This is a genomic window from Pseudomonas mosselii (assembly GCF_005796105.1).
Lineage (GTDB): Bacteria > Pseudomonadota > Gammaproteobacteria > Pseudomonadales > Pseudomonadaceae > Aquipseudomonas > Aquipseudomonas mosselii_C.
Map to the genome: position 1 here is coordinate 103,497 of NZ_VAUO01000001.1, position 21,523 is coordinate 125,019.

General features: G+C 63.8%; 21 protein-coding genes. 14 read left to right on the forward strand and 7 right to left on the reverse strand.

Annotated features, from left to right (window positions below):
* The first annotated feature begins 134 nt into the window (after window positions 1-134).
* Window positions 135-1,838, forward strand: a complete 1,704-nt coding sequence (locus tag FEM01_RS00530; protein WP_138217335.1) for a glutamine--tRNA ligase/YqeY domain fusion protein — start codon at window positions 135-137, stop codon at window positions 1,836-1,838.
* A 9-nt stretch (window positions 1,839-1,847) separates the two neighbouring features.
* Complete coding sequence (gene cysS, locus FEM01_RS00535) at window positions 1,848-3,230, forward strand: cysteine--tRNA ligase (RefSeq protein ID WP_138217336.1); 1,383 nt, start codon at window positions 1,848-1,850, stop codon at window positions 3,228-3,230.
* A gap of 155 nt (window positions 3,231-3,385) precedes the next feature.
* Here the strand turns inward: cysS and FEM01_RS00540 are convergent, their stop codons facing one another.
* From FEM01_RS00540 to FEM01_RS00555, 4 genes are all read right to left on the reverse strand, one after another.
* Window positions 3,386-4,777, reverse strand: a complete 1,392-nt coding sequence (locus FEM01_RS00540) for a sensor histidine kinase (RefSeq protein WP_138217337.1) — start codon at window positions 4,775-4,777, stop codon at window positions 3,386-3,388.
* The gene (locus FEM01_RS00545) at window positions 4,755-5,435 is read right to left on the reverse strand and encodes a response regulator transcription factor (RefSeq protein ID WP_138217338.1); all 681 of its coding nucleotides are present in this window, start codon (window positions 5,433-5,435) and stop codon (window positions 4,755-4,757) included. The genes FEM01_RS00540 and FEM01_RS00545 overlap by 23 nt, the downstream gene beginning before the upstream one ends.
* Window positions 5,436-5,663: 228 nt before the next feature.
* Window positions 5,664-7,037, reverse strand: a complete 1,374-nt coding sequence (gene ppnN / locus FEM01_RS00550; RefSeq protein ID WP_138217339.1) for a nucleotide 5'-monophosphate nucleosidase PpnN — start codon at window positions 7,035-7,037, stop codon at window positions 5,664-5,666.
* A 347-nt stretch (window positions 7,038-7,384) separates the two neighbouring features.
* Window positions 7,385-8,758, reverse strand: coding sequence for an MFS transporter (locus FEM01_RS00555; protein WP_138217340.1), 1,374 nt, complete (start codon window positions 8,756-8,758; stop codon window positions 7,385-7,387).
* A 461-nt stretch (window positions 8,759-9,219) separates the two neighbouring features.
* On the opposite strand from FEM01_RS00555, the gene quiC reads away from it, so the two are divergent.
* Window positions 9,220-11,127: a 3-dehydroshikimate dehydratase QuiC gene (gene quiC, locus FEM01_RS00560; protein WP_138217341.1), complete on the forward strand. Its 1,908-nt coding sequence runs from the start codon at window positions 9,220-9,222 to the stop codon at window positions 11,125-11,127.
* Between the two features lie 64 nt (window positions 11,128-11,191).
* Here the strand turns inward: quiC and FEM01_RS00565 are convergent, their stop codons facing one another.
* From FEM01_RS00565 to FEM01_RS00575, 3 genes are all read right to left on the reverse strand, one after another.
* A complete protein-coding gene (locus tag FEM01_RS00565) occupies window positions 11,192-11,842 on the reverse strand; it encodes a TIGR04211 family SH3 domain-containing protein (protein WP_138217342.1) in 651 nt (216 codons plus the stop codon).
* Window positions 11,843-12,064: 222 nt separating this feature from the next.
* The gene (locus FEM01_RS00570; protein ID WP_138217343.1) at window positions 12,065-13,084 is read right to left on the reverse strand and encodes a branched-chain amino acid aminotransferase; all 1,020 of its coding nucleotides are present in this window, start codon (window positions 13,082-13,084) and stop codon (window positions 12,065-12,067) included.
* A gap of 238 nt (window positions 13,085-13,322) precedes the next feature.
* Window positions 13,323-13,673 (reverse strand): hypothetical protein, encoded by a 351-nt coding sequence (locus FEM01_RS00575; RefSeq protein ID WP_138217344.1) that lies wholly within the window; start codon window positions 13,671-13,673, stop codon window positions 13,323-13,325.
* Between the two features lie 368 nt (window positions 13,674-14,041).
* On the opposite strand from FEM01_RS00575, the gene FEM01_RS00580 reads away from it, so the two are divergent.
* The 11 genes from FEM01_RS00580 (at window position 14,042) to FEM01_RS00630 (ending at window position 21,489) form a co-directional block, all read left to right on the forward strand.
* The gene (locus FEM01_RS00580; RefSeq protein WP_240791714.1) at window positions 14,042-14,788 is read left to right on the forward strand and encodes an urease accessory protein UreD; all 747 of its coding nucleotides are present in this window, start codon (window positions 14,042-14,044) and stop codon (window positions 14,786-14,788) included.
* 10 nt (window positions 14,789-14,798) lie between these two features.
* The gene (locus FEM01_RS00585) at window positions 14,799-15,101 is read left to right on the forward strand and encodes an urease subunit gamma (RefSeq protein WP_138217346.1); all 303 of its coding nucleotides are present in this window, start codon (window positions 14,799-14,801) and stop codon (window positions 15,099-15,101) included.
* A 10-nt stretch (window positions 15,102-15,111) separates the two neighbouring features.
* On the forward strand, window positions 15,112-15,429 hold the full coding sequence (locus FEM01_RS00590; protein WP_138217347.1) for an urease subunit beta: 318 nt from the start codon (window positions 15,112-15,114) through the stop codon (window positions 15,427-15,429).
* Entirely contained in the window at window positions 15,426-17,129 is a 1,704-nt protein-coding gene (gene ureC, locus FEM01_RS00595; RefSeq protein ID WP_138217348.1) for an urease subunit alpha, read from the forward strand. The genes FEM01_RS00590 and ureC overlap by 4 nt, the downstream gene beginning before the upstream one ends.
* A gap of 45 nt (window positions 17,130-17,174) precedes the next feature.
* Window positions 17,175-17,666 carry an urease accessory protein UreE gene (gene ureE / locus FEM01_RS00600; protein ID WP_138217349.1) on the forward strand — a complete coding sequence of 164 codons (492 nt, stop codon included), beginning with the start codon at window positions 17,175-17,177 and terminating at the stop codon, window positions 17,664-17,666.
* 17 nt (window positions 17,667-17,683) lie between these two features.
* Window positions 17,684-18,229 (forward strand): HupE/UreJ family protein, encoded by a 546-nt coding sequence (locus FEM01_RS00605; protein WP_138217350.1) that lies wholly within the window; start codon window positions 17,684-17,686, stop codon window positions 18,227-18,229.
* Window positions 18,229-18,903 (forward strand): urease accessory protein UreF, encoded by a 675-nt coding sequence (locus tag FEM01_RS00610; protein ID WP_138217351.1) that lies wholly within the window; start codon window positions 18,229-18,231, stop codon window positions 18,901-18,903. Before FEM01_RS00605 ends, FEM01_RS00610 begins: the two co-directional genes overlap by 1 nt.
* Before the next feature lie 11 nt (window positions 18,904-18,914).
* Window positions 18,915-19,538: an urease accessory protein UreG gene (gene ureG, locus FEM01_RS00615; protein WP_138217352.1), complete on the forward strand. Its 624-nt coding sequence runs from the start codon at window positions 18,915-18,917 to the stop codon at window positions 19,536-19,538.
* 147 nt (window positions 19,539-19,685) lie between these two features.
* Window positions 19,686-19,925, forward strand: coding sequence for a hypothetical protein (locus FEM01_RS00620; RefSeq protein WP_138217353.1), 240 nt, complete (start codon window positions 19,686-19,688; stop codon window positions 19,923-19,925).
* Between the two features lie 110 nt (window positions 19,926-20,035).
* A complete protein-coding gene (locus tag FEM01_RS00625; protein WP_138217354.1) occupies window positions 20,036-20,551 on the forward strand; it encodes a sigma-70 family RNA polymerase sigma factor in 516 nt (171 codons plus the stop codon).
* Window positions 20,548-21,489, forward strand: coding sequence for a FecR domain-containing protein (locus FEM01_RS00630; RefSeq protein WP_138217355.1), 942 nt, complete (start codon window positions 20,548-20,550; stop codon window positions 21,487-21,489). The genes FEM01_RS00625 and FEM01_RS00630 overlap by 4 nt, the downstream gene beginning before the upstream one ends.
* The last annotated feature ends 34 nt before the right edge of the window (window positions 21,490-21,523 follow it).

Sequence of the window (21,523 nt, forward strand, 5' to 3'; positions counted from 1 at the left end):
CAGGGCGACAAAATGCTGCGACAAATCGCGTTAGATTGGCCCTGCGCGGCTGTCGGCGGCTTGACTGCTTCGGCTATGATAGGCCCTTTGATTCAATCGGCCTACCCGGCCGGCTACCAGCATTCAAGGACACTATGAGCAAGCCCACTGCCGACAACGCGCCCAACGCCGCTGCCAAAGGCGCCCCCGCCGTCCCTGCGAACTTCCTGCGGCCGATCGTCCAGGCCGACCTGGACTCGGGCAAGCACAGCAGCATCGTCACTCGTTTTCCGCCAGAGCCCAATGGCTACCTGCACATCGGTCACGCCAAGTCGATCTGCGTGAACTTCGGCCTGGCCAAAGAGTTCGGTGGTGCCTGCCACCTGCGTTTCGACGACACCAACCCGGCCAAGGAAGACCAGGAATACATCGACTCCATCCAGCGCGATGTCAAATGGCTGGGCTTCGAGTGGGCGGGCCCGGTTCGCTATGCCTCGGATTACTTCGAGCAGTTGCACGACTGGGCGGTGGCGCTGATCAAGTCGGGTGATGCCTATGTGTGCGACCTCAGCCCGGAGCAGGCCAAGGAGTATCGCGGCAGCCTGACCGAGGCGGGCAAGAACAGCCCATTCCGTGAGCGCAGCGTCGAGGAAAACCTCGACCTGTTCGCGCGCATGAAGGCGGGCGAGTTCAAAGATGGCGAGCGCGTGCTGCGGGCCAAGATCGACATGGCTTCGCCGAACATGAACCTGCGCGATCCGATCCTCTACCGCATTCGCCATGCCCACCACCACCAGACCGGTGACAAGTGGTGCATTTACCCTAACTACGACTTCACCCACGGCCAGTCGGATGCCATCGAAGGCATTACCCACTCGATCTGCACCCTGGAGTTCGAAAGCCACCGTCCGCTGTACGACTGGTTCCTCGATAAGCTCCCGGTGCCGGCGCGTCCACGTCAGTACGAATTCAGCCGCCTGAACCTGAACTACACCATCACCTCCAAGCGCAAGCTCAAGCAGTTGGTCGATGAAGGCCATGTCGATGCCTGGGACGATCCACGCATGTCCACGCTGTCGGGCTACCGTCGCCGTGGCTACACCCCGGCCTCGATCCGCAACTTCTGCGAGATGATCGGCACCAACCGTTCCGACGGCGTGGTTGACATGGCGATGCTCGAATTCAGCATCCGTGACGATCTGGATCGCACCGCGCCACGCGCCATGTGCGTGTTGCGCCCGCTGAAAGTGGTCATCACCAACTACCCCGAAGGCCAGGTCGAGCAGCTCGAACTGCCGCGCCACCCGAAAGAAGACATGGGCGTGCGCGTGCTGCCATTCGCCCGCGAGCTGTACATCGACCGCGACGACTTCATGGAAGCGCCGCCCAAGGGCTACAAGCGCCTGGAACCTGCCGGCGAAGTGCGTCTGCGTGGCAGCTACGTGATCCGTGCCGACCAGGCCATCAAGGATGCCGACGGTCACATCGTCGAGCTGCACTGCTCGTACGACCCGGACACCCTGGGCAAGAACCCCGAGGGCCGCAAGGTCAAGGGTGTGATCCACTGGGTTCCGGCCGAAGGTAGCGTCGAGTGCGAGGTGCGTCTGTACGATCGCCTGTTCCGCTCCGCGAACCCGGAGAAGACCGAAGACGGCGGCAGCTTCCTCGATAACATCAACCCCGATTCGCTGCAGGTGTTGACGGGTTGCCGTGCCGAGCCGTCGTTGGCTCAGGCCCAGCCCGAAGACCGCTTCCAGTTCGAGCGCGAAGGTTACTTCTGCGCCGACCTCAAAGACAGCCAGCCGGGCCGCCCGGTGTTCAACCGCACTGTCACCCTGCGTGACTCCTGGGGCAGCTGAGGAATCGCCGTGCTCAACATCTACAACACGCTGACCAAGACCAAGGAAGCTTTCAAGCCCCTTGATGGCAACAACGTGCGCATGTACGTCTGCGGCATGACCGTGTATGACTACTGCCACCTGGGCCACGGCCGCAGCATGGTGGCCTTCGACCTGATTACCCGCTGGCTGCGCAAGAGCGGTTACGCGCTCACCTACGTGCGCAACATCACCGACATTGACGACAAGATCATCAATCGGGCCAACGAGAACGGCGAGTCGTTCGACGCGCTGACCGCGCGCATGATCGACGCGATGCACGAGGATGAGCACCGCCTGAACATCCTCAAGCCCGATCTGGAGCCGCGTGCCACCGACCATATCCCCGGCATGCACGCGATGATCCAGACCCTGATCGACAAGGGTTATGCCTACGCACCAGGTAACGGTGACGTGTACTACCGGGTCGGCAAGTTCGTCGGCTACGGCAAGCTGTCGCGGCGCAAGATCGAAGACCTGCGTATCGGCGCACGTATCGAAGTGGGCGAGTCCAAGCAGGATCCGTTGGACTTCGTGCTGTGGAAGGGCGCCAAGCCCGGCGAGCCGTTCTGGGATTCGCCGTGGGGTCCGGGGCGTCCGGGTTGGCACATCGAGTGCTCGGTGATGTCCACCTGCTGCCTGGGCGAGAGCTTCGACATTCATGGCGGCGGCAGCGACCTGGAGTTCCCGCACCACGAAAACGAGATCGCCCAGAGCGAGGCCGCCACCGGCAAGCAGTACGCGGCGGCCTGGATGCACTGCGGGATGATTCGTATCAATGGCGAGAAGATGTCCAAGTCGCTGAACAACTTCTTCACCATCCGCGATGTGCTCGAAAAGTATCACCCGGAGGTGGTGCGTTACCTGTTGGTAGCCAGCCACTACCGCAGTGCGATTAACTACTCCGAAGACAGCCTGCGCGATGCCAAGGGCGCGCTGGAGCGCTTCTATCACGCCCTGCGTGGCCTGCCCCGTGTAGCGCCTCAGGGCGGCGAGGCGTTCGTCGAACGTTTCAGCGTGGCGATGAACGACGACTTCGGCACGCCCGAGGCCTGCGCCGTGCTGTTCGATCTGGTGCGCGAGATCAACCGTGTGCGCGAAAGCGACCCTGAGGCCGCTGCGGGCCTGGCCGGTCGTCTGCGCGAGCTGGGCGATGTACTAGGCGTGCTGCAACTTGAGGCCGACGACTTCCTGCGTGCAGGCGCCGAAGGCAAGGTCGATGCGGCGCAAGTGGAGGCCCTGATCCAGGCGCGTTTGCAGGCACGTGCCGACAAGAACTGGGCCGAGTCTGATCGCATTCGTGATCAGATCACCGCCATGGGTGTGGTGCTCGAAGACAGCAAGGGCGCGACGACCTGGCGTCTGGCTGACTGATCGAGGTCAGCCAGTTAATCCATTCGGGCTGCTTTGCAGCCCATCGCGGCACAAGGCCGCTCCTACAACGACCGCGTAAGCCTTCCGTTACATGGCGCACGCGTCCTCTGTAGGAGCGGCCTTGTGCCGCGAAAGGGCCGCAACGCGGCCCCACTTTATTTGCTCGGCAGCGCCAATGGGCAATGCAGCACCAGCTTCGCCCCGCCTAGCTCGCTACTGCCCACCTCCAGCCCGAAGCCATGCAGATCGACGATCGCCGCAACGATCGACAGCCCCAGCCCGAAGCCTGCGTGGCGATGGCCTTCCTCGCTACGGTAGAAGCGCTTGAGCACCGCCTCGCGCTCATCCACCGGAATCCCCGGCCCGCTGTCCTCGATGGCGAGGTGCACGCCTTTTTCGTCCTGGCTGGCCTTGATGCGCACTTGGCCGCCTGCGGGGGTGAACTTGATTGCATTGCCGACAAGGTTGGCCAGCGCTTCGAACAGCAACTCGCGGTCACCATGCAGCGGCGCCAGTTGCTCCGGCTGCTGCAATGCCAGGCGAATACCGCCATCTTCGGCCAGCGGTAGGTAGAAGTCGTACATCTCGCTGAGCAGCGCCTGGGGGTCGAGCTGCTGGAAGCCCGCGCGGCGACGGCGGTCCTCCAGTTCGCTGATACGCAACAAGCCGCGAAAGCGCGCCATCAACGTGTCGGTTTCACCGATCGCCTGGTCCAGCGCCTGGCTTTCGGCCGAGTCCGCGGGGCTGTGCTGGCGGATGCGGTACAGCTGGGCGCGCAAGCGCGTCAGCGGAGTGCGTAGGTCGTGCGCGATGTTGTCGCACACGCCCTTGACCTCGTGCATCAGCCGCTCGATACGGTCGAGCATGGCATTGACGATGGCCGCCAGCATGTCCAGCTCATCGCGTCGGGCCGACAGTGGCAAGCGGTGGGTGAGGTCGCCTGCGACGATCAGCTCAGCCTGGGCCTGAATCGCACGGATGCGCTTGAGCGGGCGCCGACGCAGCAAGTACCAACCGGCAAAACCTGGGATCAGGGTCAATGAGATCCCCCACAGCAGCGCATGCAGGATGATCCGGGTGACCACGAACAGCGAACCGTTGTCACGCACCAGCACCAGCCAGCGGCCATCCTGCACGCGGATCGCCACGGCATCGCAACTGTCGCGTGGCAGGCGAGGATCATCGGCGTCCAGGCAACGCTTGAGTTCGTGAATCTTGCCGTCCAGGCCCAATTCGGGCGGGATCGCGCGGATGCGTCCGCCGAGGGGGTTGAGCTGTGGATCGAACAGCCCGTAGGCATCGAAGCTGCGTTCCTCGAAGGCTTGGCTGGCGATCAGAGCGTCGTCCAGTTGCTTGCCGCTCATGTGGGTGAACAGGTGCTGGCGTTGCAGCATCGAGTGGCGGGTGAGCTTGTTCAGGTAGTTGGATACCTCGAAGTACAGCACCCCCATGAGGATGCTGCTCCAGGCCACGAAGAGGAAGCTGTACAGGGCCAGCAAGCGGCTGGTGGATGAACTCCAGCCCTTAGACGGGTTCGGCAATGGCATAGCCTGAGCCCCGCACGGTACGGATCAGCGGGGTCTGGCCGGGTGAGTCGATTTTCTTGCGCAAACGGCCGATGTGGACATCGATCAGGTTGGTGCCGGGGTCGAAGTGGTAGCCCCAGACCTCTTCGAAGATCATCATCCGGGTGATCACCTGGCCGGAATGCCGCATCAGGTACTCCAGCAGTTTGTACTCGGTGGGCAGCAGGTTCAGCGCCTGCTCGCCGCGTCGGGCTTCGTGGCTGATCAGGTCCAGTTCCAGGTCTGCCACGGTCAGGCGGGTCTGGGTCATGGGAGTGCTGTTGCGGCGCAGCAGCACTTCGACCCGGGCGGCCATTTCATCGGAAGCGAATGGCTTGGTCAGGTAATCGTCGCCGCCAGCACGCAGGCCACGCACACGCTCATCCACGTCCGACAGGGCGCTGATCATCAGGATCGGTGTCGCGATCTTCAGGCTGCGCAGGGTGGTGACGATGGTCAGGCCGTCTACCTCCGGCAGCATGCGGTCCACGGTGATAAGGTCGTAGCCCCCGGCGATGGCCTTGGCCAGACCCTCCCGGCCATTGTCGGCCCAATCCACTTCCAAGCCGTGGCTGGTCAGTTCGGCGACAATCTCCTGGCCGGTGACGGCATCGTCTTCAATGGTCAGTACGCGAGGCATGCGGGTTCCTGGATGGCAAATGTGTGGTTCGATTGTGCCAAAGAATAGCCAAGCGGCGATTTAAGAAAAATTCATCTGGCGGGATGCCGTGCAATCGCTGGCCGAGTACATCGCCAGGTCGGCTTGAACCGCGCATCTTAGACGGGATACGCCCACTCCCGCTGGGCCTGAGTTGAATCAACCTGTCGCGATTCGACCCAGGGGAGGGGCGGTTGGTGCAAAGTGGGCTCAGCTCACCACTTGATAGCACGGTACATAGGCCGCGCCGCCTGGCAGTTTCATCCGGTGTTGATCGACGAAGGCCTGCAACAAGCGGCCCAGCGGATCGAGGATCGCTGCGTCGCCGCGGATCTGGTACGGCCCGTGCTCTTCGATCAAGCGGATGCCCTTGTCCTTGACGTTACCCGCGACGATGCCAGAGAAGGCCCGGCGCAGGTTGGCAGCCAGCTCGTGGGGCGGCAGGTCGCGGCGCAGGGCCAGGTTCGCCATGTTCTCGTGGGTTGGATCGAACGGGTGCTGGAAGCCCTCGGCGATTTTCAGCAGCCAGTTGAAGTGGAAGGCGTCGTTGCGTTCGCGGCGGAACTGCTTGACCGCCTTGAGCCCTTCGACCATGTGTCGGGCCACTTCGGCCGGATCGTCGATGATGATCTGGTAGTGGCGCTGGGCGGCTTCGCCCAAGGTGGCTCCGACGAAGGCGTTCAGTTGCTGCAGGAACGGCTCGGCGCTGCGCGGCCCGGTCAGGATGACCGGGAAGGGCAGGTCTTGGTTGTCCGGGTGCATGAGGATGCCGAGCAGGTAGAGGAATTCCTCGGCGGTGCCGGCCCCGCCGGGGAAGATGATGATGCCATGGCCCACGCGGACGAAAGCTTCCAGGCGTTTTTCGATGTCTGGCAGGATGACCAGTTCGTTGACGATCGGGTTGGGCGCCTCGGCGGCGATGATGCCCGGCTCCGTCAGACCGAGGTAGCGGCTGCCGTGCATGCGCTGCTTGGCGTGGGCGATGGTCGCGCCCTTCATCGGGCCTTTCATCACTCCAGGGCCGCAGCCGGTGCAGATGTCCAGCTTGCGCAGGCCCAGCTCGTGGCCGACTTTCTTGGTGTATTGGTACTCTTCGCTGCTGATCGAGTGACCGCCCCAGCACACCACCATTTTCGGCTCCACGCCCGGGCGCAGGGTGCGGGCGTTGCGCAGCAGGTGGAAGACGTAGTCGGTCAGGCCTTGGGAGCTTTCCAGATCGATACGCTGGCTGGCCAGCTCACTTTCTGTGTAGACGATATCGCGCAGGGCGCTGAACAGCATTTCGCGGGTGCTGGCGATCATTTCGCCATCGACGAAGGCATCGGCCGGGGCGTTGAGCAGTTCAAGGCGTACACCACGGTCTTGTTGATGAATGCGTACTTCGAAGTCCTTGTAGGCTTCGAGGATGGTCTTGGCATTGTCGACATGGGCGCCAGTGTTGAGGATGGCCAGGGCGCATTGGCGGAACAAGGTATAGAGACTGCCGGTACCGACTTCGCTCAGTTGCTGGACTTCACGTTGCGACAGCGTCTCCAGGCTGCCTTTGGGGCTGACGGAGGCGTTGATGACATTGCGTTGGGGCATCTAAGTCTTTCCTGTGCAGGTAAAACATCCTTCTTTGACAACACCATACAAGCAAATCGGCGTTGCAACGAGGGGGGCTTTGAAAAAGCCTGCGCAGTGTCGGGTGTCTCGATCAGCCTGCGCGTGCCGGTGGCGATGAACGTGCCAGGAACGGCTGGGGCGGATGCGCGGGGAAGGGGCTTGGAAAAGCCGCAGACGGGGCATTCGGTGACGGAGCGAACAGAGAAGGGGGCATTGCCTAATGCCAGTCAGTTAAGCCTTTGTTGCAGTAGTTGGGGCCGCAAAGCGGCCCCATTGGCTTAACTGACTTGCATCAGGGCATTGCCCCCTTCTCATCGACAAGGCTCTTAGTGGCTGAGCACCTTCAAGCTATCGCGGCGGCTGGCCTCGTAGGCTTCGCGCTCCATCGGCTTGGCCTGTGGATTGCCCAGGTCTTCCATCGCCAGGCGATGCGTCTCGGGTGCCAGGTACGCGGCAAAGGCGCATACGCACGTGATGAAGAATGCCAGGCTACCTACAACCAGCGGAATGTTATCCGAGCCAGGCGGGGCAACGGCGGCGAACAGCGCCGGCAGCATGGCGGTCAGCATGGTGCCGATGTTCTGCGCGATGGCCATCGCCGACACCCGGTAGCGGGTTTGGAACAGCTCAGGGTAGAAGCTTGGGAAAACCGCGTTGTAGCCCTGGTAGACCATGCCCCACATGACGATCGAGGCGGCGAATGCCAGCGGCACGTTTTGAATGCTGATCGCGTACAGGTAGACGAACGCCAGCAGGCCCGAGCCCAGGCATCCGGCGATCATGGTTGGGCGACGGCCGATCTTGTCCGACAGATTGCCCACGAACGGAATGACCAGTACCGCGACGATGTTGCCCACCACCGGAATCCACAGGTACACGCTCTTGTCGAAGCCGATGCCATAGGCCGGTTGCACGGCATAAGCTGCACCGAAAATGGTCGCCACCACCGGGATCACGTTCATCAGGGCCATGAACATCACCAGCACCATATGCCGGCCACTGTGACGGAACGCTTCGCCGATTGGCGACTTGGCCACTTTGTCCTGTTTCTCTTCCTGGACGAAGGCGGGCGTCTCGTGCACTTCCTTGCGGATGATGAAGCCTGCGATCAGCACCAATGCGCTCATCAGGAACGGAATGCGCCAGCCCCAGTCGTTGAACGCCTCGCTCGGCATGAAGTAAGCCAGCGGCAGGAATACCGCGGCAGCCATCACCTGACCGGCCTGTACGCCCTGCAGTGTGAAACTGGCGTAGTAGCCTCGACGTCCGAACGGCGCATGCTCCATGATCATGGAGCTGGCCCCGGAGATCTCGCCGGCCACCGCGAAGCCCTGGATCAGGCGCAGCACGACCAGCAATGCCGGGGCCAGCATGCCGATGTCGTGGTAGGTGGGCAACAGGCCCACGGCCATGGTCGAAATACCCATGAGGAACATGCACAGCAGCAGCACGTTCTTGCGCCCGCGGGTATCGCCCCAGTGGCCGAGCACGAAGGCACCAACCGGGCGTGCCAGGTAGCCCACGCCATAGGTGGCCAGCGAGGCGATGATGGCCATTTTCGGGTCGGTGGAGGGGAAGAATATCTGCGGGAAGATCAGCGCCGCCGCTTGGGCATAGATGAAGAAATCGTAGTATTCGAGGGCAGAGCCGATCCATCCGCTGGCGGTGGCTTTCTTGGCTTGGGAGCTTGAGCGGGCCATGTTGTCTCCGTTGTTCTTGTCAGGGGCCGTGGGATCAGCGTGCGCAGCGGCTACGCGACATACCAGGGCGCGGGCTGTGAGAAGAAGACGAACGAGGCGATGCGGATCGCAGGGCGAAGGAGGTGTGCATAGGTCGGTACCCGTTTTATTGAACTTATTATGTGGTGACGCTGGGCTTTGCGGCGCAGGACCTGCCGAACGACCGGCGTGGCAGCAAGAAGGGGCGACAGGCCCTGCGACTGGTGATCATGGTTGTTCACGGGATGCAGCGAATCAATTCACCGAAACGGGTTTTGTGCGGTAATCGAACAAAAACTAACTGTTTCGTACAAAGTGCATTGCGGGCCTGACTTTACCTGCGAATAATCGATCATGCCAGTTGATAGGGCGCGTTTTACAGCCTTGCCTTATCGCGGGGCAAGCCCGGTTTCCTGCACACGCCAATAACAAGGAACTCCTCCATGCAGCGTTCGATTGCCACCGTGTCCCTCAGCGGCACCCTGCCAGAGAAGCTCGAAGCCATCGCCGCTGCGGGCTTCGACGGCGTCGAGATCTTCGAGAACGACCTGCTGTACTACGCAGGCAGCCCCCGCGAGATCCGCCAGATGTGCGCCGACCTGGGCATTGCCATCACCTTGTTCCAGCCGTTTCGCGATTTCGAAGGCGCGCCCCGTGAGCGCCTGCAAAAGAACCTCGACCGGGCCGAGCGCAAGTTCGACCTGATGCAGGAGCTTGGCACCGACCTGGTGTTGGTGTGCAGCAACGTGCAGCCTGATGCCCTGGGCGACGAGGGCCTGCTGGTGGACGACTTGCGCCTGCTGGCCGAACGTGCCGGCCAGCGTGGCCTGCGTATCGGCTACGAGGCCCTGGCCTGGGGGCGCCACGTCAACACCTACCAGCAGGTCTGGAACCTGGTGCGCCAGGCCGACCATCCGGCCCTGGGGGTGATCCTCGACAGCTTCCACACGCTGTCGCTCAAGGGGGATCCGGCGGCGATCCGCGACATTCCGGGAGACAAGATTTTCTTCGTGCAGATGGCCGATGCGCCGATCCTGGCCATGGACGTGCTGGAGTGGAGCCGTCACTTCCGCTGCTTCCCCGGGCAGGGCGAGATGGACCTGTCGGGCTTCCTGGCGCCGATCCTGGCTACCGGGTATCGCGGGCCGCTGTCGTTGGAGGTGTTCAACGATGGTTTTCGCGCCGCGCCGCCTCGGCAGAACGCCGCCGATGGCCTGCGTTCGCTGCTGTACCTGGAGGAGAAGACTCGCCTGCAATTGCAGCGCGAGGCGCGCGAGGTCGAGCCGGGCGTGTTGTTCGCACCGGCGCCTGCCAGCCGCTACGAGGGCGTCGAGTTTCTTGAGTTCGCTGTCGACGAGGCGGTCGGTGCGCGCCTGGGTTCCTGGCTCAAACGCCTGGGCTTCGCCGAGGCTGGCGCACATCGTAGCAAGGCGGTGAGCCTGCTACGCCAGGGTGATATCAATATCGTGCTCAATGCCGAGCCGTATTCGTTCGCGCACAACTTCTTCGAGGCCCATGGCCCTTCGCTGTGCGCCACCGCCTTGCGGGTGACCGACAGCCAGACCGCCTTGCACCGCGCCACCGCCTATCGCGGCCAGCCGTTCCGTGGCCTGGTGGGCCCCAACGAGCGCGAAATTCCAGCCGTGCGCGCGCCTGACGGCAGCCTGCTGTACCTGGTGCAGCCCGACGCCAGCGGTCAGACCATCTACGACACCGACTTCCGTCTGGACGGCGTGGCCGAGGCCAGTGGCGGCCTGCTGCGCATCGATCACATGGCTTTGGCGCTGCCGGCCGAGGCACTGGACAGCTGGGTGCTGTTCTACAAGAGCCTGTTCGATTTCACCGCGGATGACGAAGTGGTGTTGCCTGACCCGTATGGGTTGGTCAAGAGCCGCGCCTTGCGCAGCCCATGCGGCACCTTGCGCGTGCCACTGAACATTTCCGAGAACCGCAACACTGCCATCGCCCATGCGCTGTCCAGCTATCGTGGGTCGGGCGTGCACCATATCGCCTTCGATTGTGCGGATATTTTCCGGGAGGTGGCACGCGCCAAGGAGGCGGGCGTACCGCTGCTGGACATTCCGCTGAACTATTACGACGACTTGGCCGCGCGCTTCGATTTCGACGACGAGTTTCTCAGCGAGCTGGCGTATTACAACGTGCTCTACGACCGTGACGCGCAGGGCGGCGAGCTGTTCCACGTGTACACCGAGCCGTTCGAGGGGCGTTTCTTCTTCGAGATCCTGCAACGCAAGGGCGGGTATGCCGGTTACGGTGCGGCCAACGTGGCGGTGCGCCTGGCGGCGATGGCCAAGGCGCGCAGTGGCGCGGGGCGCTCGACCAAGCTTTGAGGGGGCAGGGCCGTCGCCCGCCTGGATCGCCCCGGCCAGGGCGCTCCAGGCAAGCGCAGCCGGTTCAGAACCAGCGGTCGTTGCGCTTGCGCCCGCGGCTCAGCGCCGGCAGGATCAGCCCCGCCAGCAGGCCTGCTCCGGCAATGCTGCCGCCGTACACCATGTAGCGCATCATCACTTGCTTGTTCTCGTCACCCAGCCGCGCCTGGGTGTCGCGCAGGCTCGACTGGCTCTGTTCCAACTGCTCGTTAAGTGCTTTGTTGCGGGTTTCCAGCTCGTCGATCAATGCCTTGCGCGAGTCCAGCGTCTCCTGCATGCCTTGCACACGCTGTTTCCAGCTGTCATCGATAGTCTTGAGCTGGCCCGACAGTTCGGCGACCTGCTGGTCGAGTTGCGGCAAGCGCTCGGCCTGGCCGGGCTCGGCCTGAAGGTCGCTGCTCAGGATCCACACCAGGTCGCCACTTTGGCCACGCACCTGACTGTAGTTACCCTGGCTGGCGACGAGGGTGACTCTCTGCCCGGACTTGAGCGAGCCAACGATGCGGTGGCCGTCGGTAGGGCCACTGCGTACGTACGTGCTCAGGCTGTCGCTGACCCAGCGTGCGTCACTGGCCGACTCTTCGGCGTGGACCGGAGCGGCGAGGCCGATCAGGGCGGCGATCAGGCCGCCGCGCAGGGCGGGAAGGGCGGAGTTGGCGGGCTGCTTGTCTGGCATGGTGGTCTTCGCTGAAACAGGACAAATGTAGGCCCGGTGAATGGGCCGGCGAACGGGTCTGGTGAATTGACCGTCAGCCAAAGACCGTTTTTTTGTAAGCAGGTTCACTGCTTGGCGTAGGAAATGCCCTCAGAGTTCCAGTGAAGTGTTGCCGGATGTGCGCAGAAACGAAAACGGGACAGGCCATCGCTGGCCTGCCCCGTTCGTTGTGTTTCAGGTGTCTTAGGCGACCTTGACGATCCAGCCAGCCGGTGCCTCGATGTCACCGCTCTGGATGCCGGTCAGCTCGTTGTAGAGCTTCTGGGTGACCGGACCTACCTTCTCCAGGTCGTGGAACACATGCAGCTTGCCGTTGTACTCGATGCCGCCGATCGGGGTAATCACTGCAGCGGTGCCGCAGGCGCCCGCCTCGACGAAACGGTCGAGCTTGGCAATCTCGACATCGCCTTCGATGACCGTCAGGCCCAGGCGCGATTGAGCCAGTTCCATCAGCGACAGTCGGGTGATGCCTGGCAGCACCGAAGCCGATTTCGGCGTGACGAACTCGTTGTTGGCGGTGATGCCGAAGAAGTTGGCCGAACCGACTTCTTCGATCTTGCTGTGGGTCAGCGGGTCCAGGTAGATGGCGTCGGCGAAGTTGGCTTTCTTCGCTTCGGCACCCGGTTGCAGGCTAGCGGCGTAGTTGCCGCCGACCTTGGCGGCGCCGGTGCCTTGCGGTGCGGCGCGGTCGAAGCTGGAAATCTGGAAGTTGTGCGGCTTCATGCCGCCTTTGAAGTACGAGCCGACCGGGATGGCGAACACCGAGAAGATGAACTCCGGGGCGGTGCGCACGCCAATGTTGTCACCCGTGCCGATCACGAACGGACGCAGGTACAGGGCACCCTTGCCATGCGGCGGGACGAAGCGTTCGTTGGCCTTGACCACTTGTTTGCAGGCTTCGATGAACACATCGGTGGGCACGGCCGGCATGAGCAGGCGCGCGCAGCTGCGCTGCATGCGCGCGGCGTTCTGGTCGGGACGGAACAGGTTGATCGAGCCATCCTTGCAGCGATAGGCCTTGAGGCCTTCGAAGCACTGCTGGCCATAGTGCAGGGCCGTGGAGCCTTCACTGATGTGCAGCACGTTGTCTTCGGTCAGGGTGCCCTTGTCCCACTCGCCGTCGCGCCATACGGACAGGTAGCGTTTGTCGGTCTTGATGTAGTCGAAGCCCAGCTTGTCCCAGTTAATGCTTTCGTTGCTCATGACACCCTCATTGCTCAACGCCCGAACACGGCGGGCTGCTTATATATGCGCACCCCGCCACCTTAATACATCCCGGGCGTATCGGAAACGTCCGGTCGTAGAATCTACGGGGCGCACATGCGCAGGGTCATTCGGTGTCGAGGTAGCGATGGCGATGATGGAACAGGCTTGAGCCGGTGCAGATCAGAAAGGGCACGGCTATCAACCACTCCAGGCCCAGATATTGTGCGCAGCGATTTCAACGCAACCGCCGGTTCCAGTCCCCGCCCTGGTCGCGCCAGCACGCCTCTTCGCTGTCGAAGCGCACATGCCAGGCCACATGGTCGAGGTGGATGCCGGCATCTTTCAGCGCTTGTCCGGTCAGTCCGAGCATGCGCGCCCGCGCTTCACCGGCCAGGGCTTGGGCCTTGGCCGTGTCGTCGCTGAACACCCAGGTGATGCGCAGGCTGGCGGGGAAGTCGTCCAAGTCGACGCGGTGGGTGAGCCAGGCGAAACCGACGATCTCGGACTGGGCGGTGGTGCAGGCCTCGGTCAGGCAAGCGATCATCTCGCGTTCCAGACGTGCCAGTGCGCGTTTGTTGCCAGCCATCGATCAGTTCTCCGGGGTGTGCCTTGTCGCGGTGCGTCAGTGTAGCGGCGTTGGCACCGCACTGGGGCGCTGATTGCCCCTCGATTGCACAGGTTTGGCTGTGCGCAGGTAGCCATTCGCACCCATGTACGAAAATTCATTTTGATTAATCCGGCGACTTGGCCTGCAACCTGCAATATCCCGTTCCAAGAATTTTGATCGAATGGTCAGGCGCGTGCCCTGGCGGGGTGCCTTGTGCACCAAGGCATGGCGCGTAGGGCCAAGGATTACAGGGGTAGGGCATGTCGTTGCCGGAGCACATCGAGTCACAGGGCCAGCATGAGGGATGGCGTGCGCATCTGCATTTGCGCTTCGTCCTGCGTGAGGGTGTGACCCGCCTTGGTGCGCGTCGCCATTATGGACCTCTTTTGGTGCAAAGACCGTTTTACCCGGAAGGCGGTCCTTGCCATGTCTACGTCTTGCACCCACCAGGCGGGATCGTTGCCGGTGACCGCCTGGAGCTGGACATCCACCTCGAACCTAGCAGTCATGCGTTGCTGACCATGCCCGGCGCGAGCAAGTTCTATCGCAGTATCGGCCCCACCGCGTACCTGGCCCAGCACTTTCACCTGGCCGCTGGCAGCGTGCTGGAGTGGTTGCCCCAAGACAGCATTTTCTTCAATGGTGCCCGCGCCAGTCTCGACAGCCGCTTCACCCTGGAGCCCGGCGCCCGTCTGCTGGCCTGGGAGACCCTGTGCCTGGGCCGCCCGGTGATGGGCGAGCGCTTCGAGCAGGGCGCGCTGGACAGCCGCCTGCGCATCGAACTGCCTGACGAACCCGGCCTGCACGAACGCCTGCGCATCGCCGGCGGGCAACTGGCCAAGGTCGGTGATCACCCGCTGCTGGCGACCTTCTGCGCCGCCCCGGCAGACGCAGCAGCGCTGGAGCGGGTGCGCGAGTTGCTCGATGAACTCAACACCCCTGCCGGTGCGACCCTGCTCGGGTCGCTGCTGGTGATCCGCCTGCTCGACCACGACAACCAACATTTGCAACGCAACCTGCAGCGCCTCTGGCACCTGCTGCGTCCGGCCGTGCTCGGCCTGGCGCCGTGCCCGCCGCGCATCTGGGCCACCTGAGAGAGCCATCATGGAGCTGACCCCGAGAGAGAAAGACAAACTGCTGCTGTTCACCGCCGCGTTGCTGGCGGAACGGCGCCTGGCCCGTGGCCTGAAGCTCAACTACCCAGAGGCGGTGGCGCTGATCAGCGCTGCGGTGCTCGAAGGTGCTCGCGACGGCCGCACTGTCGCTGAGCTGATGAGCCTGGGCCGCGAGGTGCTGGGGCGCGAGCAGGTCATGGACGGGGTGGCAGAAATGCTCCACGACGTCCAGGTCGAAGCCACATTCCCCGACGGCACGAAGCTTGTGACCGTGCATGACCCCATCGTCTGAGGAACTGCCCATGATTCCCGGAGAAATCCAGGTCGCCGATGGCGACATCGAACTGAATGTCGGCCGCGCTACCGTCAGTGTCAGCGTTGCCAACCACGGCGACCGTCCGGTGCAGGTCGGTTCGCACTACCACTTCTATGAAGTCAACGACGCCCTGGTGTTCGAGCGTGAACCGACCCGTGGTTTTCGCCTGGACATTCCAGCCGGCACCGCGGTGCGCTTCGAGCCGGGTCAGGCGCGCAGCGTGCAACTGGTTGCGTATGCCGGCAAGCGTGAGGTGTACGGCTTTCAGGGCAAGGTGATGGGCGCGCTGGAGGAGCAGGCATGAGCCGTATTTCAAGGCGCGCCTACGCCGACATGTTCGGCCCCACCGTGGGTGACCGCGTGCGCCTGGCCGACACGGCGCTGTGGGTCGAGGTGGAAAAGGACTTCACCGTCTACGGTGAAGAGGTCAAGTTCGGCGGTGGCAAGGTCATTCGCGACGGCATGGGGCAAGGCCAGATGCTGGCCTGCGAGGCCATGGACCTGGTGCTGACTAACGCCCTGATCATCGACCACTGGGGTATCGTCAAAGCCGACATCGGCGTCAAGCATGGGCGTATCGCAGTCATCGGCAAGGCCGGTAACCCAGACGTTCAGCCTGGCGTGACCGTGCCGGTGGGGCCGGGCACCGAAGTGATCGCCGCCGAAGGCAAGATCGTCACCGCCGGCGGCATCGACTCACACATCCACTTCATCTGCCCGCAGCAGGTCGAGGAAGCGCTCACCAGTGGCGTCACCACCTTCATCGGGGGTGGAACGGGCCCGGCCACCGGCACCAACGCCACCACCTGCACGCCGGGGCCTTGGTACCTGGCGCGGATGCTCCAGGCCGCCGATAGCCTGCCGATCAACATCGGCTTGCTGGGCAAGGGCAACGCCTCGCAGCCCGAGGCGCTGCGCGAGCAGATCGCCGCTGGCGCCGTGGGCTTGAAGCTGCACGAGGACTGGGGCTCGACCCCGGCGGCCATCGACTGCTGCCTGGGCGTGGCCGAAGAGATGGACGTCCAGGTGGCGATCCACACCGATACCCTCAACGAGTCCGGCTGTATCGAGGACACCCTGGCGGCCATCGGCGATCGTACCATCCACACTTTCCACACCGAGGGTGCCGGTGGTGGCCACGCCCCGGACATCATCCGCGCGGCGGGGCAGGCCAACGTGCTGCCATCGTCCACCAACCCGACCTTGCCGTACACGGTCAACACCGTGGACGAGCACCTGGACATGCTCATGGTGTGCCACCACCTGGACCCGAGCATTGCCGAGGATGTGGCCTTCGCTGAATCGCGCATCCGCCGCGAAACCATCGCGGCCGAGGACATCCTTCACGACATGGGCGCGTTTGCCATGACCTCGTCCGACTCCCAGGCCATGGGCCGGGTCGGCGAAGTGGTGCTGCGCACCTGGCAGGTGGCGCACCAGATGAAAGTGCGCCGCGGCCCGCTGGCACCGGACAGCAGCTACAGCGACAACTTCCGGGTCAAGCGCTACATCGCCAAGTACACCATCAACCCGGCGCTGACCCATGGCATCGCGCATGAAGTGGGCTCGATCGAGGTGGGCAAGTTGGCCGACCTGGTGCTCTGGGCGCCGGCGTTCTTCGCGGTCAAGCCGGCCTTGGTGATCAAGGGTGGAATGATCGTTACAGCCCCCATGGGCGATATCAACGGCTCGATCCCGACCCCGCAACCGGTGCACTACCGGCCGATGTTCGGCGCGTTGGGCGCGGCGCGGCATGCCACGCGCATGACTTTCCTGTCGCAGGCCGCGATGGATCGAGGCCTGCCCGAGCAATTGAAGTTGCAAAGCCTGATTGGCGTGGCCCACGGCTGTCGTCGGGTGCGCAAGGCCGACATGCTGCACAACACCTTGCAGCCGCTGATCGAGGTCGACTCGCAGACCTACCAGGTGCGCGCCGATGGCGAGCTGCTGGTGTGCGAGCCGGCGACCGAGCTGCCGCTGGCGCAGCGCTATTTCCTGTTTTGACGGTATGCCCCAGCGCCAGCCTGATTTTGTGTGAAAGGAGTGAACATGATCGTACTTACCCGCAGGCTCAGCGACGCCGACACCGTGACCGGCAGTGTCACCTTGAGTGTTGACAGCCGCATCAAGAGTCGTCTGCGCGTGACCCTGGACGATGGCCGGGAAGCCGGGCTGATGCTCGAACGCGGGCACCTGCTGCGCGGTGGCGAGTTGCTGAGCGACGCCGAAGGCGTGCAGGTGATTCGCGTACTGGCAGCCCCGGAGGCGGTATCCACGGTGCGCTGCGCCGACCCCCACCTGTTGGCCCGCGCCGCCTATCACCTGGGCAATCGCCATGTGCCGTTGCAGATCGAACCGGGTTTGCTGCGCTACCAGCACGACCATGTGCTCGACGACATGCTGCGTGGCCTGGGCCTTGAGGTACAGGCCGAGCAGGCGCCGTTCGAGCCTGAGGCCGGCGCTTACCAGAGTGCGCCGCACGGCCACAGTCATTCGCATGGCGACGATCATCCGTTCGTGCGCCTGCCCGCCCATAACTGAACCTCCCGGAGTCCATGATGAAGAAGACCCTCGCTGTGTTGCTGCTGATGGTGGCCGTCCCGGCCTTCGCCCACCCTGGCCACGATGCCAACCCGCTACAAGATGGCCTGCTGCACCCGCTGACAGGGCTCGATCACTTGCTGATGTTGCTCGGCACCGGCGTGCTCGCGGCGCTGACCGGCCGCACCCTGGCGCTGCCGCTGGCGACCTTGGCGGCGATGTTTGGCGGTGCCGTGTTTGGTCATTTGTTCGGTGACGTGGTGGGCATGGAACAGATGATCCTCGGCTCGTTGGTGGTGGCGGCCGCGGCCATGCTGCTGCCCCGTCGTCAGCTGTTGCTGTCGCTGATCATGCCGGTGTTCGCCCTGTTCCATGGCTGGGCCCACGGCGTGGAAGCGACCCCGAGCGCGTTCTGGCAGTTCAGCGCAGGCTTCGTCACCGTCAGTGGCCTGCTGCTGGCCGCAGGCTTCGCCTTGGGCTGCGTGCTGCGCAGGCATGCTGGCCTGCAAAAGGCCTTCGGCGGTGGCCTGCTGGCGGGCGCTGCACTGGTCATGGCCGGCTGATGAACGCCGACCTTGCGCTGCTGCGCCTGTTGCAACTGGCCAGCCCCGGCCTGCCGGTGGGTGGCTTCACCTACTCGCAGGGCCTGGAGTGGGCGGTGGAGGCCGGCTGGGTGAAAGACACCGCAGGCTTTGCCGCCTGGCAGCGCGAGCAGTTGCACGACACCCTCGGACATCTCGACTGGCCGCTGCTGGCGCGGCTGTACCACGCCAGCCTTGCCGACGACGCCGAGGCGTTCGCTCACTGGAGCCGTTTTCTGCTGGCCAACCGTGAAACCGCCGAACTGCGCCTGGAAGAACAGCAACGCGGCAGCGCCCTGGCGCGCCTGCTCGATGGCTGGCAATTGGGCCAGGACGCGCCGTGGCGCAGCAGCCTCGAACTCAGCCAACTGGGCGGCATGGCCTGGCTCGGCGCGCATTGGGGTATCCCACTGCGCCAGCTCGCTCTGGGCCATGGCTTTGCCTGGCTGGAGGGGGCGGTGATGGCCGGGGTCAAGCTGGTGCCGTTCGGCCAGCAGGCGGCCCAGACCCTATTGCGCGACCTGGGCGAGGAATTGCCCGCTGTGCTCGAACAAGCCTTGCTGCTCGGTGACGAACAGCTCGGCGGCGGCCTGCCGCTGTTGGCCATCGCCTCGTCACGCCATGAAACCCAATACACCCGTTTGTTCCGTTCCTGAGGACTGCCTAGATGGAAAACTACCAGCAACCCCTGCGCGTCGGTGTCGGCGGCCCGGTCGGTTCCGGCAAGACCGCGCTGCTCGAATGCCTGTGCAAGGCCATGCGCGACCACTACCACATCGCCGTGGTGACCAACGACATCTACACCAAGGAAGACCAGCGCATCCTCACCGAAGCCGGTGCGCTGGAGCCTGAGCGTATCGTCGGTGTAGAGACCGGCGGTTGCCCGCACACCGCGATCCGCGAAGATGCCTCGATGAACCTGGCAGCCGTCGAAGGGCTGGCGCGCAAGTTCGGCAACCTAGAGGTGATCTTCGTCGAAAGCGGCGGCGACAACCTCAGCGCCACCTTCAGCCCGGAGCTGGCTGACCTGACCATCTACGTGATCGACGTCGCCGAAGGCGAGAAGATCCCGCGCAAGGGCGGACCGGGCATCACCAAGTCGGACTTCCTGGTGATCAACAAGACCGATCTTGCGCCGTACGTCGGCGCCTCGCTGGAGGTGATGGAGCGCGATACTAACCGTATGCGCCCCGAACGGCCATGGACCTTCAGCAACCTGAAGAAGGGCGAAGGTTTGCAGGCGGTGATCGACTTCATCGTCGAGCGCGGCATGCTTGGCGTCAGGGGCTGAAACGGCTGTCGATTGCTTGCCGGGTAGGGCGTCCCGGTGCCTATGGGGGGCTGCGCACGTTACGGTCGCCAGCAGGTTCGGGGCGGCCTTGCGACTTCTAGCAGGTGCCGTGTCCTGGGCCTTGGCAGCCCTACCAAGGAGTAAATCATGAGCATGAAAGTACTGGTCTTTATTGCATCGCTGATGCTGGCTGGCGCAGCGGTCGCCCAACAGTCGGATGACCCAGAGCCACTGGATCCAACAAGCGTAGAAGCCGACAGCGCGCAGGGGCACGAGCCGCGCTCGCGTGTACGGCGGGGAGTTGGGCCTGTCGTTTCCATGCCCTGCGCCTCTGGCCTTAAGTCGATTGGCGACGACTGCATTCCAGTCAGCATCGAGTTCGAATGATTTTTTGAAGTACAGTGGGGCCGGGCGTTTTGCCTGGCCTCACCCCTTGGCAGGTATACGACAACAAAATATAATAAGTCGCATTTACATTTTGTTCATGTGCCGATCCGATGACCAACCGCTACGCGGTACCTGACCCCAGCATCGATACCCTCTACCGCGAACACCGCAGCTGGCTTCACAGCTGGCTGCAACGGCGTCTGGGCGATAGTTGGGCCGCCGCGGACCTGACCCAGGACACTTTCGTACGCGTGCTCGCCGCGCAGCAGGCGCGCACCTTGCCCAGCCTGCGCGAGCCGCGCGCCTACCTGCTGACCGTGGGCCGACGCCTGTTGGTCAACCATTTCCAGCGCCGCGACCTCGAACGGGCCTACCTTGAAGCCCTTGCGAACCTGCCCGAAGCCTTGGTGCCATCGCCCGAACAGCGCTGGCTGTTGCTGGAGACCCTGCACGCCCTCGACGAGTTGCTCGATGGCTTGCCGCGCGCGGTGCGCCAGGCGTTCCTCTGGTCGCAGCTCGAAGGACTGGGCTATGCGGCCATCGCCGAACGGTTGCGGGTGAGCGAGCGTACTGTCAAGCGCTACATGGCCCAAGCCTACGAGCACTGCCTGCTGGTGGAACTGTGAGCCGCGACGCTACGGCGCGCCAATTGGCACGAGAAGCGGCGCAGTGGCTTGCGTTGCAGGACGCCGGAACGCTGAGCACTCAGCAGGCCCAGGCGCTTGCCCACTGGCGCCAGCGCAGCGCCGCGCATGAGGCGTTGTGGCAAAAGGCCGAGGCCTTGCGTCGGCGCTTTGCCGAGGTGCCCGCACCGCTGGCCGTGGCGTGCCTGGATCGTCCCGATCCAGGCCGTCGCCGCCTGCTGGGCCAGGCCCTGGCCTTGGGGGGGATGGCGCCATTGGCTTGGCTGGCGTACCAGCAACTGCCGCTGGCCAGCTGGCGCGCCGACCTACATACGGCCACCGGTGAACGACGCGGACTGACACTGCCCGATGGCAGTCGTCTGCAGCTCAATACCGCCACGGCGGTAAACCTGGATTTCCGCCAGGGGCATCACAGCCTGCAATTGGTCGAGGGCGAAATCGCGGTGGACGGCAGCGGACCGCTGCAGGTGGAAACCGAACAGGGGTTGCTGCGGGCCTGGGGAGCCAGTTTCTGCGTGCGCCAGGTGCCAGGGCAATGCTGGGTATCGGTTAGCCGTGGGCAGCTCGATCTGCAACCGCTGGCCGGCCCGACGCTGCGCCTGGTGGCCGGGCAACGGGCTGTGCTGATGGCCAATGGGGTGGGCACGCGGGAGGCATTCGATGTGCAGTTGCCGGGTTGGCAGCAAGGTTTGCTGATTGCCGACAACCAGCCGCTGGGTGAGGTGCTGCGCGAGCTGCGCCGCTATCGCCCGGGCCTGTTGCGTTGGGATCCGGCGCTGGAGCCGTGGCGGGTGACCGGCACGTTCCAGCTCGACGATATTGATCGGATCTTCGCGTTGCTGGCTGCCAGCCTGCCGCTGGAAGTGCGTTACCGGACGCGCTACTGGGTGTCGCTGGCGCCCCGGCAGTTGGCAGGCTGAGCCGTTGGACTGGCCAAGCGGCCCGGACCTCTCT